General features: G+C 61.2%; 11 protein-coding genes, 1 tRNA gene and 1 pseudogene. 4 read left to right on the top strand and 9 right to left on the bottom strand.

What is annotated here, in order from left to right:
- Positions 1-140: 140 nt before the first annotated feature.
- A complete protein-coding gene (locus IVB07_RS30630) occupies positions 141-1025 on the bottom strand; it encodes a hypothetical protein (RefSeq protein WP_247368937.1) in 885 nt (294 codons plus the stop codon).
- Positions 1026-1630: 605 nt separating this feature from the next.
- Positions 1631-3001: a transposase gene (locus tag IVB07_RS30625; RefSeq protein ID WP_247456881.1), complete on the bottom strand. Its 1371-nt coding sequence runs from the start codon at positions 2999-3001 to the stop codon at positions 1631-1633.
- 156 nt (positions 3002-3157) lie between these two features.
- On the opposite strand from IVB07_RS30625, the gene IVB07_RS30620 reads away from it, so the two are divergent.
- Both IVB07_RS30620 and IVB07_RS30615 read left to right on the top strand, forming a co-directional pair.
- Positions 3158-4948 carry an adenylate/guanylate cyclase domain-containing protein gene (locus IVB07_RS30620; protein ID WP_247338440.1) on the top strand — a complete coding sequence of 597 codons (1791 nt, stop codon included), beginning with the start codon at positions 3158-3160 and terminating at the stop codon, positions 4946-4948.
- A gap of 254 nt (positions 4949-5202) precedes the next feature.
- Complete coding sequence (locus tag IVB07_RS30615) at positions 5203-6576, top strand: IS30 family transposase (protein ID WP_247442676.1); 1374 nt, start codon at positions 5203-5205, stop codon at positions 6574-6576.
- 41 nt (positions 6577-6617) lie between these two features.
- Here IVB07_RS30615 and IVB07_RS30610 read toward each other — a convergent pair.
- The 6 genes and pseudogenes from IVB07_RS30610 to IVB07_RS30585 all read right to left on the bottom strand — a co-directional run.
- Positions 6618-7484 (bottom strand): annotated as a pseudogene (locus IVB07_RS30610) (IS3 family transposase); the annotation flags it as partial.
- Positions 7485-7526: 42 nt separating this feature from the next.
- Positions 7527-9074: a hypothetical protein gene (locus IVB07_RS30605; RefSeq protein ID WP_247455698.1), complete on the bottom strand. Its 1548-nt coding sequence runs from the start codon at positions 9072-9074 to the stop codon at positions 7527-7529.
- A complete protein-coding gene (locus IVB07_RS30600; protein ID WP_247371227.1) occupies positions 9074-9271 on the bottom strand; it encodes a hypothetical protein in 198 nt (65 codons plus the stop codon). The genes IVB07_RS30605 and IVB07_RS30600 overlap by 1 nt, the downstream gene beginning before the upstream one ends.
- 792 nt (positions 9272-10063) lie before the next feature.
- A tRNA-Val gene (locus tag IVB07_RS30595) sits at positions 10064-10138 on the bottom strand.
- Between the two features lie 156 nt (positions 10139-10294).
- Complete coding sequence (locus IVB07_RS30590) at positions 10295-11593, bottom strand: hypothetical protein (RefSeq protein WP_247337937.1); 1299 nt, start codon at positions 11591-11593, stop codon at positions 10295-10297.
- 119 nt (positions 11594-11712) lie between these two features.
- Positions 11713-12318: a DUF1134 domain-containing protein gene (locus IVB07_RS30585; RefSeq protein ID WP_018458350.1), complete on the bottom strand. Its 606-nt coding sequence runs from the start codon at positions 12316-12318 to the stop codon at positions 11713-11715.
- A gap of 139 nt (positions 12319-12457) precedes the next feature.
- On the opposite strand from IVB07_RS30585, the gene IVB07_RS30580 reads away from it, so the two are divergent.
- On the top strand, positions 12458-12943 hold the full coding sequence (locus tag IVB07_RS30580) for a YHS domain-containing (seleno)protein (protein WP_247766824.1): 486 nt from the start codon (positions 12458-12460) through the stop codon (positions 12941-12943).
- Positions 12944-12957: 14 nt separating this feature from the next.
- Here the strand turns inward: IVB07_RS30580 and IVB07_RS30575 are convergent, their stop codons facing one another.
- Positions 12958-13785 (bottom strand): 3'(2'),5'-bisphosphate nucleotidase CysQ, encoded by an 828-nt coding sequence (locus IVB07_RS30575; protein ID WP_247300655.1) that lies wholly within the window; start codon positions 13783-13785, stop codon positions 12958-12960.
- A 171-nt stretch (positions 13786-13956) separates the two neighbouring features.
- Between IVB07_RS30575 and IVB07_RS30570 the strand changes: the two genes are divergently transcribed.
- Positions 13957-14610, top strand: coding sequence for a histidine phosphotransferase family protein (locus tag IVB07_RS30570; RefSeq protein WP_018458347.1), 654 nt, complete (start codon positions 13957-13959; stop codon positions 14608-14610).
- Positions 14611-14777 lie beyond the last annotated feature (167 nt).

Below are 14777 nucleotides of genomic sequence, written 5' to 3'. Positions count from 1 at the left end.
CGCTGCTCCTCCTTATCATCCCATTCCAATTCAGAGAGCACTTCCGCTTTGAAGTGCTGAAGTGCTCCCCAAAACTAGGCCAGCTGATGCTGGAATTTTCCGGGGTTTAGCTCATGCCGGCGGGGGCGCCGATGAGCCATTCAACAGCGATATCGGCGCCTTGTTGCCGATCGCGCTATGGCGCTGAAAAGCTTTCCGTGCTCGGCCAAGAGCCGCCGCACCGCGTCCTCTGCTTCTTTTTTGGAAGCACAACGCTCATGAAAAGAGGCGCTGGTATCGGCCGTTCGACGGACAGCGTCCCAATGCAGAATAGAAACCACGGCATACCAAGCGCCTCGTCCAGTGCGGCGTCTGACAAGAAGCTCATGATAACGATCGGCGGCCTGCGCCACAGCGAGCCAGAACGGTCCGTCCACGTCACTCTTGGCGTTCTGTCGGGATTCATGCGCAACCCCCTTCAGGGACGGTTCGCTCAACCAGGTCAGCTTGTTGTCGATACTCGAGATGCCGGTTTGAATTTCTCGCAGCGCCTCGCGCGCGTCAAAAGTGATTTGCGGAGATTTGGGTACTGTCCCCTTCGCCCTTTCCACCTTGGATGCAGCCACGCGCTTACGGCCCCAGATGTCATCAGCGATCAGATCGAGATCCTCTTTGGACAACGTCCAGCGATTCTCGCGCTCCCATTTCTCTCGATTGAGCTTTGGAGCGAGGTTGACGACTTTGCTAGGCGGTTTTCGAAGAGCTTCTTGCAGTGCGAGACCTGTATTGAGAGCCGCAAATCCTGAGGCGACGAGGCCCTCGCGAACTTGTCCACGCTCATCAAATCTCAGAAAGGTGCCTTCTGCCTGCTGGATACGGAGCGGCTTTCCGTCCTCCACCTCCAGAATTACATCAGCAACCTTTTGTTTTGTGCCGGCATATTGCGGCATGGCATCCTGGGCATGCACCAGCGCCATCATCACGCGCTGCGAAATGCGCTTTAGCCCGTCTTCGGCAAAGAGGTAAAATCTAACGGAAAGGGCCATGTGCAAGCTTCATCAAAAGAGAGCCATGGTTTAACAAGTTATCGACAGGCGCAAGCCTCTGGAGCTCGGAAATTTCCGACGAGCCTAATGCGTGCCCCCATCCAAGGTCTTGCTTGACGATCCCGTAGTAGATTTCAACCAACTTCCAGCCAGCTGTAGCGGCTTGGCCAGAATGCAAATTAGAGTTACGCACCAAGCTTCACCGACCAAGCTCTTCGACTTGGCCAAGGCCCTGTTCTGCTCTTCCCACGAAGACCCGCGCAGCCATCAGCCCTCCTAAGAGGCTACGGCCAAGTCGATCACCCGGATACCGAGCGAGCGCTCTGGCTCTACACCCTTTTTCATCGAATCAGCATGAGTTCGGGGCCGCCCAACATCGCAACCGTTCGAAAGTCAGTTGCGGGTCAAAATACGAAGAACTGAACGTGAGCAAATCTGGCCTGCCATGCCTCAATAAGCGGACCTCGTGGAGCGATGCTGCCACTTCGTCGAAGGGCCGATTTTGTTGCAAAAGTTGGCTGCAATGGATTTGGCCGCTGGGCCTTTTGTTGAGCCGCGCTTTGAAGCGCTGGCCCTGACGCATTTTACGCAACTTTGACGCTACGCTACGCGATGCGCAGAACCTGAGCCGGCGGCGGTCGTGCGACCAGCGATGCAAACCGCCTCAGATTCTGAGCGATGGCGGCTAGAACAAACTCATCCTGGGCACCTTGCGGGCCTCGCAATCGGAGCCGACCAAGCTTCAGGATGCGCTTCAAGTGTGCGAACCTCATCTCGATCTTCTTGCGCTGACGCCGAGAGAGCTCGAAGCCCTCGGTGCCAGCGAACGACCGGGCAACGTCTCGGGCATGCTCATGGATATCGCGCGGGATCTTGCGTGATGGTTCCTTTGGGCAGCACTGCGGTTTGAGCGGGCATACATCGCAGTCGAGCTTGCTGGCACGATACAGAAGGGTCTTGCTCTCGTGCACGGTACCGCTCGTCCCAAGCCGCTTACCACCCGGGCAGTGGTAAACGTCCCCGGTTGGGTCATATCGAAAGTCGCTCCGCGAGAAGGTGCCATCATCCCGCTTCGACTTATCGAACACAGGGATATGCGGCGCGATGCCCTTCTCCTCGACCAGCCAGTTCAGCATCGGAGCCGCTCCGTAAGCGGTATCCCCGACAAGTCGCTCTGGCTTGAGACCAAAGCGCTCCTCGGTTCGTTCGATCATGGTTTTTGCTGCACCGACCTCGGCCTGGCGAATGGCGCGGGAGGCCTCGACATCCACGATGACGCCGAACTTCACGTCGATGAGATAGTTGTCGGAGTACGCGAAGAATGCCGGCCCCTTGTGAGCGCCGGTCCACTGCGCTGCCGGATCGGATGGCGAGACAAACTTCGGGATGACATCGCTGGCGGCGCCCCACGCCGGATCGTCGAGGGTTGCCAAATACTCCTTCACCGCGCGGCTGGACCTGGCCGGATCGCGATCCCTGCGCCAGTCCTGACCTGCGATCGAGCGCTGCTTGTTCGCGTCGGCCGCAATCAGGCTCGCATCGACTGCAAATCCTTCGCCACCAACCAGACCGGCGGCAATGCATGTCTCGACAATCCGTTCGAACACGCGGCGGAGAACATCTCCATCACGGAAGCGCTCGTTGCGGGCGCGCGAAAATGCCGAATGATCCGGGACAGCGTCCTCGATACCAAGCTTGCAGAACCAGCGATAGGCGAGGTTCACCTGCACTTCACGGCAGATCAGCCGTTCCGAGCGGATCGCAAAGACATACCCCACGACCAGCATCCGGATCATCAGTTCCGGATCAATCGACGGGCGCCCCATCGACGAATAGTGAGATGCTAGTTCACCGCGAAGCCAGGACAGATCGAGAGCAGCATCGATCTTCCGCACCAGATGATCTTCGGGTATCGCGTCGCCAAGACGAAACTCGTAGAACAGTTGACCTTGGTCACTCTTCAGACGGCCCATCATGGATCGACCTCGCCGAGATTCGCGTCAACACAACGGAATCACGGTTCGTGACTTGTCTCAACCGACTTTTGCAACAAAATCGGCCAATAGGAGACATCGGTTAGGTGGAATCCTGTTCGATCTGATGTACAATCGCCCAGGTTTGGATTCTAAGCCATGGTGCAAGAACGGCCAGTCCGGGTCGAACGCAGATTGTCAGCGATATTGGCGGCCGACGTGGCTGGCTATTCGCGGCTAATGCATACCGATGAAGAGCCTACGCATGCCAAATTTGCCGCGCTCTTGGCGGACGCTGTCAACCCAGCAATCACCGAACACCGGGGCCGCATCGTGAAGAATACCGGCGACGGGTTCTTGGCAGAATTTTCGAGCGCCGTCCAAGCGGTGCGGGCTGCCGTACAATTTCAAACGCTCATCAAGGAACTTACAATAGGTGACGCCGACGAAACACGTATTGCTTTCCGCGTAGGCATCAATATTGGCGACGTCATCGTCGAGCCCCACGATATCTTTGGAGACGGCGTCAACAAAGCGGTAAGGCTGGAGAGCATTGCAGAGCCGGGTGGCATATGCGTGTCGGCTTCTGTCTACGAACACGTCCGAGGCAAGGTCGACGCTGAGTTCGCCGATATGGGCGAACAACATCTCAAGAACATCGCCAACCCTGTCCGGGCTTATGCGATGATCCGGGATGGAGATAAGTTGGCATCAGAGACTAGGCGCACAAGACAGGCCCCGGTTTCGCCACCTCATTTTTCCGTCGTTGTGTTGCCTTTTACCAACCTCAGCGGTGATGCCGAGCAAGACTACTTCGTAGATGGCGTGACCGAGAGCCTGACCACGGATTTGTCGCGCATTAGAGGCTCGTTCGTCATTGGCCGACGCACAGCATTCACCTACAGAGGAAAGGTCGCTGACCTCAAACAGATCGGTCGCGAACTGAAGGTCCGGTACGCACTCGAAGGTTCCATACAGCGTGACCGCACCCGGCTGCGAGTGAACGTGCAGCTTGTCGATACCGAAACAGGTAGTCACCTCTGGGCTGACCGATTCGACAAATCTATCGCTGACCTGCTCGACATGCAGGACGAGATCGTTGCGCGGCTGGCGAACACAGTAAATGCCCAGCTGATTGAGGCTGAGGCACGGCGAGCGGAAAACACGCCGAACCCCGACGCCATGGATCTGATTTTCCGAGGCCGCCATTCATTCAATGAGGGCCTTACGTCTAGATCCCTGACGCAAGCTCGCCTTTGTTTCGAGCGGGCATTGGCGATCGACGCTGAAAACATTGACGCGACGGTCTGGATGGCGGCGGTCGATGTGACATCCTCATCGATCTTTTTGATCGACGACCTATCTCTTCGGCTAGCAGCCGCAGAGACGATACTCCTAGAGGCGCTGTCCCATGCACCGAATCATCCCTTTGCACATTTGCTCCTAGGGATCGTCTTGATGCATACGAACCGCGCGCTTCAAGGCCTGACAGAGTGCGAGCGAGCGTTGGAATTGGATCGCAATTTTGCTGACGCCCACGCGATGATTGGTCTCGCTAAGTATATGATGGGCTGCGGCGCAGAGACCGAGGCTCACGTAAATCAAGCATTGCGCCTCTCTCCTCGTGACATCCTTGCCTACCGATGGCTGTCGCCAGTCGGGTTTTCCAAGTTGCAGATCGGAGCAGATAACGAAGCAGTCAGCTGGTTCCTTCGCGGTATCGAAGTCAACCGAAATTATCCCCTCGTACATTTTGGGCTTGCGGCTGCTCTCGCCTTACTTGGCAAGCTGAACGACGCGTACGCCGCTGCGAAAGCAGGGCAAGCGCTCGATCCCACATTTACTATTCGTCGGGTGCAGAGCATCTCAATGGGCAATAGTGCGGTGTATCTCGAGGGAAGTAGGCGCATCCTGAAAGGGCTGCGCGTGGCCGGCGTACCGGAGGAATGATGTCCGACTTGGGTCAAAGGCGGCGGTCCGCACCGGAGGCGATGACTTCTGCTCGCCCCTGAGTCCCGGCCTGCCTGTGCACTGCGCCAGCCGACGCGATGGGTCACAAAGCTGACGTACGTTCGGGACGCCCCCGTCACTGGCCGGTCTCGTTCTGTCTTCGGATCAGGGACATATCCGAGACGCGGGCAGTGATCGGCAATCCATGGGCGGATTCAAGCGGTCGTCGCAACACCTGAACGAAGGAGGTTGCGATGGGCATTCGAAAGCGACGATCACACCGCTCTCGACGAGCACCGTTGGCGTCACCGGGACGGCCGCCGGTAGCGGGGCGATCTGAACTCCAGCGATTCTGGTTGGGGATCGTGCAGGGAATGACCAGCGAGGATGCTGCATTAACGGCTGGTATGTCGCAGCCTGTCGGAACCAGATTGTTCCGACAGGCAGGCGGCATGGCACCAGCGATGTTCAGATCTTCAACCCAGCCGCGGTCCGGGCGGTACCTCTCGTTTGCGGAACGTGAGGAGATCGCACTTCTTCGCGTTCAGGGCCTTTCGAGACGCGAGATCGGACGCCGACTTGGCCGATCCGCCTCGACCATCTCCCGTGAGCTACGACGCAATGCCGCGACGCGCAGCGGCGGCCTGGAGTATCGTGCATCGACAGCCCAATGGCACGCCGAGCGATCGGCCCGTCGGCCCAAACCGACTAAGCTTGCGCTCAACACAACGTTGCGCACTTATCTGGAGCAGCGACTGGCCGGCGTGGTCATGACCCCGAGTGGCGCTGCCGTTCCTGGTCCCGCCGTTCCGTGGAAGGGCCGCCGGCATGGCCCGCGAAAGGATCGGCGATGGGCCAGGGCTTGGAGCCCGGAGCAGATTGCCCGACGCTTGCCGATCGACTTCCCGGACGACAAGACGATGCGCATCAGCCACGAAGCCATCTATCAAGCTCTCTTCGTTCAGGGTCGGGGAGCGCTACGCCGCGAACTGTCAGCCTGCTTGCGAACGGGGCGCGTATTGCGGGTCCCCAGGGCGCGCGTACGCAGGCGAGGCAAGAGCTTTGTCTCGCCGGAGATCATGATCAGCCAACGCCCCGCCGAAGCGGCCGATCGCGCGGTGCCGGGCCACTGGGAGGGAGACCTCATCCTTGGTCTTGGCAGCTCGGCGATCGGCACGCTGGTTGAGCGGACAACACGCTTCACGATGTTGCTGCATCTTCCCCGGCTTGCGGGGCATGGCGAAGCTCCACGCATGAAGAATGGCCCTGCTCTCGCGGGACACGGAGCTGAAGCCGTGCGCGACGCGATTACGCGCACCATCATCACCTTGCCCGAAGAGATGCGTCGTTCGCTGACCTGGGATCAGGGAGCCGAAATGGCTCAGCACGATCGTCTCAAGATCGACGCGGGCGTCCAAGTCTACTTCTGCGATCCGCAAAGCCCCTGGCAGCGTGGCACCAACGAGAACACCAATGGGCTGCTGCGTCAGTACTTCCCGAAAGGCACCGACCTGAGCGTCCACAGCGCCGACGACATCGCCGCCGTGGCCGCGGCCCTCAATGCTCGACCGAGAAAAACTTTGGGTTGGAAAACGCCAGCAGAGGCGCTTGACGAGTTGCTGTCATGAGTGGAACACATTCGGTGTTGCGACAACCGCTTGAATCCGCCCTGGCTGCCGCGATCGGAATGATGCATCAGGGCATCCGGCTTGCCGCGCCGCCAGACCGCCATCAACAGGGCGTCCGCAACCAACTGGGCGGTCATGCTGGCGCTCATCGACCAGCCGACCACCCGGCGCGAGAACAGGTCGATCACCGCCGACACATAGAGCCAGCCCTCAGCCGTCCAGATGTAGGTGAAGTCGGCGACCCACTTCTGGTTCGGGCGCTCGGCCTCGAACTGCCGATCCAGAAGGTTCGACGCCACGTTCGCAATCTGGCGATGGCCTGCGTCCTTCGGCAGACGCCGGTGTCGTGGCCGCGCCCGCAGGGCCTGCAGGCGCATCAGCCGTTCGACCCGGTGCAGGCCGCATTCGACGCCGTCCGCCAGAAGGTCTCGCCAGACGCGCCGCGCGCCGTAAGTCCGGTCACTGGCAAGGAAGCTGACCTTGACCTGCTGGCCTACGGTCTCGTCGCTTCGGGATCTGGCGCTGGGCGATCGGTTCAGCCAGGCATGAAAGCCCGACCGCGACACGCCCATCGCTTCGCATAGCCATGCCACCGGCCAGATGCCCCGGTGCTTCGCGATGAAGCCGAACTTCATGTCGCTTCCTTCGCGAAGTATTAGGATATCCCGCTCCGCCTTCAGCTTGTTGACCTCGCGCCGCAGCCGCTCGATCTCCAATTGCTCAGGCTTCATTTGCCCGTGGCCGGGGAAGGACTGCGCAGCGTCGAAGCCGAACTCCTTCACCCATTTGCGCAGCACGTTCTCATGAACGCCCAGGTCTCGGCCAGCTTGCGCCACAGATACCCCGCGCTCCCTGACGAGCTTGACCGCCTCGATCTTGAACTCTCGACTGAACTTCCGTCTCTGCATGACCCACCTCTGGCTCGATAAAACACCCAATCTTGGTGTCCATCAAACCGGCAGCAACTCAGCCCCATTGTTGAGGTACAGAGTGCGGCCAGGATAGAACGATGGATTGAGCAGCGTGTGGGTGTGGGTGCCGCTCGCACTGAAAGTCTCGATGCTGCTGCCGCCAGTCATGGTGCTGGACGTACCAGTCAACACAACCCCGGGCGCCAAGTCTTTCGACGTCATGCGCTGGATGCCGCCGACGACGCCGGCATAACCTTGCAGCATGTTAGTTCCGAAACTTTCCCAATCGAAAGAGATTGTCGCGGACGCTGCGGCGATATTCGGGTTTGAGCGAGCGGCCCCCGCGAAGAAACGGTTCCCCTTCATCTGGATCGTGCCGACAAAATCGGAGGCGGCGCTGATGAAGCTGCCGACGTCTGTACCGATAGACCCGTAGCACATGCTGCACATTAACGCGCCAAACAGTGGAGACGAAACGGCATCAGGGTTCGCTATGCTCGCAAGTGTACTGCTCTCAACGAGAACGTTCGTCATTTGGGCGTTGCCGTAGGCGTTGCCATAGGTCGGGCTAGCAATCGCCTCTATCCGCACAGCTGCCCCGCTGGTGCCTGCGATGACAATCTCGCCGCCCGTATTTTGCACGCCCCCGCCGACCAGACGGATGGCGTAGGGTGTCACCGCCGGGAAAAGCGTGTTGTTGATGTAGAGAACGCTGTCGTGAAGGTTGACGACAGCCTGATAGCCAGTGACGGTAAGACCGCCAGCATTCAAATAGCTATACCCGACCTTGAACGAGTTCTCGCTAAACGTCGTCGCATCTGGCTTCGAGACATCGCCGAACTGTGCCATGTTCTTACAGCCAGCGATTGCCGCAAAGAATAGTCCTGGATTGTACTGAGCGGCATTGGCACCTGTGCCCCAAAACTTGAACCCATTCGCTACGCCGGCTTCTCCGCTACAGTTTAGCGAAATATTGCCGTCGATAACGATACCGACCGAGTCCTTGATTTCAAGCAGTGCATTGGCAACAGAGCCTGCTTTCGCAATTAGTCCACCTCTGCCATTCATGCAAGGCGCTGAAACAGTATCGATAATAATTGTCGTTAATGTATAAATTCTATTGAATTGGAAACACCTTCCCTGAGCTGCGGCGTAGTTGATCGCCGCCTGCACATTCATCGTATCGTCGGTCGTGCCGCACGTCCCGAAATCCTCACACGACACGGGTATCTTGCGGAGCTGCGCCTGGATTGTCTGCGATGCTGGGGATGTATTCGCAGCTGTGTACGGCTGCAATTGAGCTGACGAGGGCGCCGATCCGCAATCCTGAAGCAACCCTGTAGTGCCACTGAAGCACGCAAGATTGCCGCTGATGACCGGCGCGGTCGGCATGATCGAGTTGATCAGGTCATTCTGAAACGTCCGGACGCCCGAAGGGGTGATCTGGCGGGTGGACTGATCCGGGAAGGTCGTGCCGACTTCTGTGTTGAGTTGCGCCTTAGTCTTTTGACCGAATGCGGGGGCGGCTAAGACCAGCGAGGCGACGCAGAGCGATCCGATGACGAACTTGAACGAGTCACCGAACATCAGCGGCCCCGATCGAATGCGAGGCCAAACGAAACGTCAAAGGCGCCTTCGGACTTGTCCCCGCCGAACAGCGCGACAGCGCCAATGACGATGAGTGAGCCAAGCGCGACCGCGCGGGCGAAATTGGCAAGCATGTCAGGCTGCCCCTCGCTCGACTTCGATTCCATCAGCGCGAAGGCGATCGAGAACAGCAGCACGCACGTAGTCAGAACGCGACTGAGCGCGCCTATCGGCCGCACGATCTACGGCTTCGGTGAAATATTCGGGAGCGCAAATCTGGAGTAGGGCGCTGAAACGCGCCGAACGGACGTGCGACATTGGCCACCTAGCGGTGTTTGAATCGGGTTTCGATTTCCGATTGCCAGCGTCGGTTTTCTTTTTGCCGGTCCCCCAAATGGGGTGGCACAGGCGCCGCTCTTAACCAACCGATCGAAGTCTGGTGTGGCCCACGGCGGCTCGGTCGCTTTGAGCCAGAGCGAAGGTAAGCGAGACCGCTGCCGCCCCTCATTCTTGACCTTGGCCGAGCGTCGCCTTCATCAAGGCGAGCAACACATCAGCCAGCAAGAGACGGTGATAACCTAAACGTCGATCGTTATGGCTGCACGATGTGCCATCGCGGATGGGTGACGAGTACCGCGGATACGCGCGGGCAAATGAGAACCCGTCAGCCCTACGTCGCTGGCGGGTTTTTCTTTAGGGACGCAGCCGAAGTCCTGCTGCTCGGCAGAGTGATCGCTTACCGCCTGAGAAGGATTAAAGGCAGAGCGAAACAGTGCAGGAACGTCGCAGGACAAGAGCGCGTCGAGACAAACGAGGTCGCCTACACTGGTTGGGTGGGGAGAACATCGAACGGTCGTACGATGACCAGCCGAGCCGTTCTGTAGACCTCGCACCATCATTGCCCGCTTCGTGCCCCTATTGTGCCCCCGCTTTTTTGGGGCACATACTTGGAGAACCTCGCCGCTAAGTGGCTGATTTAGCTAGGTTAATGGTGGGCGCACAAGGGATCGAACCTTGGACCTCTCCCGTGTGAAGGGAACGCTCTCCCGCTGAGCTATGCACCCGAAACCATCATGCAGGCGACCCGAGTTTCGGCCGCCGATGCTTTGGAGCCCGCGATTTAGAAGTGCAGGCCGAAGGTGTCAAGTTTCGAGGCGCTGCCGGGCCGGAAAACCTTCCCCCGGACCCGCAATTCGGCGGTCAGACCATCTTGGGGCCGCTTACGCGCCCTGCTGGCGGGCGCGGGAGGCGTGGGCCTGGAGCGCGCGGATGCGTTCGGCCAGTGTTCCGCCGCCTTCGGGCAGGGTGCCTGCGGCGGTGCCGTTGGCAGGGGCGTCGTTGGCCGGGCGTGGCGCCGGCCTCGGCGGCTGGCCGGCCTCCGCCGCGAGCAGGGCCTCGATCGGCGAGTTCGGCCCTTCGAGCTGCATCGCGAGCTTGGCCACCTCGGCTGCGATGTCGTTGATGCGTTCGCGCAGCAGCGCGTTCTCCATCCGCTCGGTCGCCCAGGAGCTCTCGGCCTGTTGCTGGATCGCGTTGATGTCGCGCTGGAGCTTGGCGCGCTCGTCGCGGGCGGTGTGCAGCTGCTCCTCGAGCGCGGTCTTTTCCGCGCGGATCGATTCCATTGCGGCCGAGGACTTGCCGCCGCTCAACGCCGCGATCTCAACGCGCAGCTCCTTGATGATGCGCTCATTGGCCTCGTTGGCCTGGCGGAGCTGGTTGTTCTCATAGTCGCGTTCGGCGAGCAGCTTGCCCTGCGTGGCAAGGCGTCCCTCGAGATCGCCGACGCGGCCCGACAACATCTCGGCCTCTTTCACCTGCACGATGAGTTGGCGATCGAGGTCGGTGACGCGCTGGCTCAGATTCTCGACGCGGCCGCGGGCGTCGCCGAGCTCGCGCGAAGCGGTCTCGGACTCGGTGCGCTCCTGCGCCAGCCGCGCCTGTGTCGCGGCAAATTCCTTTTCGGCGTCGCCGACGCGGTGCTTCAGCTCCTCGATCTGCGCACGGACCGCGACCAGCTCGACCTGACGGCTCTCCGCCATCATCGAGCGGTCGGACAGTTCGGAATTGATCTTTGCGAGCTCGCCCTGCTTGTCGGTCAGCGCGAGCTCGGCGGCGCGCAGGGCTGCGGTCTTGGTGTTGAATTCCTCTTCCGTGGCGCGGAGCTGCTCCTTCACCGCCTTCTCGCGCGCTTCGAGCGCGAAGATCGTGGCGTTCTTCTCGCCGAGCTCGATCTTCATGCGGTTGATGGCGTCGCTCTTCTTGCCGAGCTCGGCGAGCTGGCTCGTGGTCTTGTTCTTGAGCTGGTCGACGCTCATCTCCAGCCGTCGCGCCGACATGGCGAACTCGGCGCGGAGCTGGTCCTTGTCGGCCTGGATCTCGGCCATCGACAACGGCGTGGCGGCCTCGAGCCGGCGCGTGGTCAGGCGCACGGCGCGGTTATGCACCAGCGGCACGATCGCGAGCCCGCACAGCATCGAGAGCAGGAAACCGATCGCCAGGTACATGATCGGTTCGACCATGGGCCAGAACTCCCAAAGCTAAGGAAAAATTTACCAAGGACATTGCATGCGGGGCCGGCAAAAAGCCAGCCCCGACATGTCGTTAACCTTGATCCGTCGCCGGAGGGGAAAGCGGAACGCTAGAACGGGTTCCAGGTCGCGCGCGGGGTGAATTTCAAATAGCCGATATTGGCTCCCAGCCGCAGGCCGAGGCCCGAGCGGATCGGCACCAGCACGATGTTGTTGGCGGTGAGCGCCGTCATGCCGAAGCCGCCGATGATGTAGGCCGAGCCGTCGAGGCCGGCGAAGCGCTGGTAGATCGCGTTGGTGGCGGGCAGATTATAGACCAGCGTCATGGTGCGCGCGCCGTCGCCACCCCAGTCGAAGCCGAGCGAGGGACCCTGCCAGTAGACCCTGAGGTCACCGGCGTTCTTGGTGTAGAGCGTGCCTTCGCCGTAGCGCAGGCCGGCGACGAAAGCGCCGGACCCTTCCTCACCGAGGATATAGCCGTTGGGCAGGCCCCATTGGCTGACCGCCTTCTCGATGATCGAGGCGAGACCGCGCGAGACGTTGCCGAAGAAGCGATGCCCGGCGTTCACGAGTTCGTCCGGCCCATAGGTGCTGGGCGTCTGGGTCCGCTGCGGCGGCGGCAAGTCGGGCGGCGGCGGCTGCTGGGCGGAAGCCGGACTGATCCACCCGACCATCGCGGCAAGCGCGACTGCGGCAAGGCGTGATGCGAAAGTCATAAAAGAACCCCTGGTATCGAATCCGGTCGCTTCCTTAACCTGGCGCCAACAGGCGCGGCTCTAGGTTGCGCCGGATGTCCCCTCGACTCGGATGTTATCCGCAGCAACTATGACGGCACAACGGCAGGAAGCCAGCCCTTTGCGCCCCGGAATTGCCTTGATCGGCCTTCTGGTCTGCATGCTGTCGGGCATTTGGATCCTCTGCGCGGGGTTGCCGGCGCAGGCGGCCACCACCGAGCGGATCGTCGTCAACCGTTTCAGTGGCGTGGTGATCGAGGGCTTCGACCCCGTGGCCTATTTCGTCGCTGGCACGGCCGTGCAGGGGACGGCCGAGTTCGAGGCGAACCTGTGGGGCGCCGTCTGGCGCTTTCGGAACGAGGGCAACCGGGCGTCTTTCCTCGCCCATCCCGAGGTCTACGGGCCGCAGTTCGGCGGCTACGATCCGGTCGATATCGCCCGCGGCGTCATCATCGCCGGTAACCCCCGCTTCTTCGCGATCGCGGCGCAGCGGCTCTATCTGTTCAGCCGGGAAGCCAATCGCGACGCCTTCGCCGCCAATCCCGAGCGCTTCCTCTATGAGGTGGGCAAGCGCTGGCCCGCCCTCCAGGACAAGCTCAGCCAGTAGGCCCCTTTACGACCTCAGAGTCTTGCCGCCTGCGGGTCACCCCAAGCAATGAACTCCGGGATGATGAAGCCGCCATCGTGCCGCTCGCCGAAGCGGAGCGCGCCGCCCTTGCCGTCGGTCACGCTGCCGCCGGCCGCGGTCACGACCGCGTAGCCGGCCCCGACGTCCCATTCACAAGTGGGCCCCAAGCGGGGGTAGATGTCGGCACTGCCTTCCGCGATCCGTCCGAATTTCACGGCCGAGCCGACCGCCTTTCTGACGGCGCTGGGGCGATGATCGATGAACGCCTCGGTTCGGGGATCTCCATGCGAGCGGCTCACCGCGGCGATCCAGGGTTCGCCCAGGGGCGGCAGCTTGCGGGTATGGATCGGCTCGGCAGCGCCGATGGTTGCGCCGTCGAACCCGACGCGCTCGGCGCCACGGCCGACGATGCCGCGCCAGAGCAGCCCGAGTGCCGGCGCGCTGACGATGCCCAGCAGCGGCACGCCCGATGTCACCAGGGCAAGGTTGACGGTGAACTCGTCGCGCCCGGCGACGAACTCCTTGGTGCCGTCGAGCGGGTCGATCAGGAAGAAGCTGGCGCGGAACGGCGGCGAGGCGAGCTGGGTCCGCTCTTCCGAGAGCGTCGGGATGTCGCCCGCAAGCTGTGCCAGCCCGTCCGCGATGATGCGGTCGGCCGCAAGGTCGGCCTCGGTCACCGGCGAGCCGTCCTGCTTGCCGTCGACCCGCATCGCTGCGCGGTTGACCGCGAGGATGGCTTCGCCCGCCTTCACCACCAGGGCGGTGAGCGGCTCCATCAGGTGGGAGGCGGCCGCGCCGTCGATGATCCGCTTCACCTGCATGCCTCATTCATCGGCAATTCCATCCCTAAGCGAGTGATTCGCCGCGGCATTAGGGCCGCTTCGAACCGATCGCAAGCTAGCTGCCACGTGCCAGCGAATGTTAGAACCTGCGGCATTCGTCAAGCATGCTTGATTCGCCGCGTCCGCGCCGTGCAATTCCAGGAACCCTTTATGTCTGACGCTTCGTCACCCGCTACCGCCACCGCTCCAGATGCGCTCGAACTCGCTGCGCTGCTGTGCTCGCGGGTCTGCCACGATCTCATCAGCCCTGTCGGCGCCATCGTCAATGGGCTCGAAGTGCTCGACGACGATCCCAAGCCCGACGACCGCGAGTTCGCACTCGACTTGATACGCAAGAGCGCGAAAACCGCCTCCGCTCGCCTCCAGTTCTGCCGCCTCGCTTTTGGTGCGGCCGGCTCGTCCGGCGCGCAGATCGATCTCGGCGATGCCCAGACCATGGCGCGCGGCCACATCGAGGACGGCAAGTGCTCGATCACCTGGAATCTGCCGCGGATCTTGCTGCCGAAGAATCGCGTCAAGCTGCTGCTCAACATGCTGGTCGTTTCGCAGCACACCATCCCGCGCGGCGGCACGCTGACGATCGATCCGATCGGCGAGGGCGAGACCATGAGCTTCCGCATCACCGCGACCGGACATAATGCGCGCCTGCCGCAGAACATCTCCGAGCTCCTGAGCGGCGAGCGCGGCCCGGCTGCGGATGCACATGCGATCCAGCCTTATTATACGCGGCTGTTGGCAGAGGCTTGCGGGCTGACCGTGAGGCTCGCGCACGAAGGCGAGGCCATCACCATTATCGCGTCGTAGACACGCCGCCGCTCTCAAACGTTAATCGAATCTTTACGAGGCGCTTCGGCTTGTCCGGAGCGCCTTATCTCTTTGTTGGTTCCGTTCTTTTCCACATACTCAACCATTATTAAACGCTTTGCGGTGAAGCTGGCCCCATTCCGAATTGGCGCATCACGTCTTGTGTG

Source organism: Bradyrhizobium sp. 172 (genome assembly GCF_023101065.1).
In the GTDB taxonomy this organism is placed as follows: domain Bacteria; phylum Pseudomonadota; class Alphaproteobacteria; order Rhizobiales; family Xanthobacteraceae; genus Bradyrhizobium; species Bradyrhizobium canariense_D.
Note: the sequence above shows the minus strand (reverse complement) of the source record. Positions and strands in the feature narration are given on the sequence as shown.

Coding starts and splice junctions, on each gene's coding strand:
- IVB07_RS30630 (WP_247368937.1), bottom strand. CDS start 1,025: ATGGCCCTTTCCGTTAGATTTTACCTCTTTGCCGAAGACGGGCTAAAG.
- IVB07_RS30625 (WP_247456881.1), bottom strand. CDS start 3,001: ATGATGGGCCGTCTGAAGAGTGACCAAGGTCAACTGTTCTACGAGTTT.
- IVB07_RS30620 (WP_247338440.1), top strand. CDS start 3,158: ATGGTGCAAGAACGGCCAGTCCGGGTCGAACGCAGATTGTCAGCGATA.
- IVB07_RS30615 (WP_247442676.1), top strand. CDS start 5,203: ATGGGCATTCGAAAGCGACGATCACACCGCTCTCGACGAGCACCGTTG.
- IVB07_RS30605 (WP_247455698.1), bottom strand. CDS start 9,074: ATGTTCGGTGACTCGTTCAAGTTCGTCATCGGATCGCTCTGCGTCGCC.
- IVB07_RS30590 (WP_247337937.1), bottom strand. CDS start 11,593: ATGGTCGAACCGATCATGTACCTGGCGATCGGTTTCCTGCTCTCGATG.
- IVB07_RS30585 (WP_018458350.1), bottom strand. CDS start 12,318: ATGACTTTCGCATCACGCCTTGCCGCAGTCGCGCTTGCCGCGATGGTC.
- IVB07_RS30575 (WP_247300655.1), bottom strand. CDS start 13,785: ATGCAGGTGAAGCGGATCATCGACGGCGCGGCCGCCTCCCACCTGATG.
- IVB07_RS30570 (WP_018458347.1), top strand. CDS start 13,957: ATGTCTGACGCTTCGTCACCCGCTACCGCCACCGCTCCAGATGCGCTC.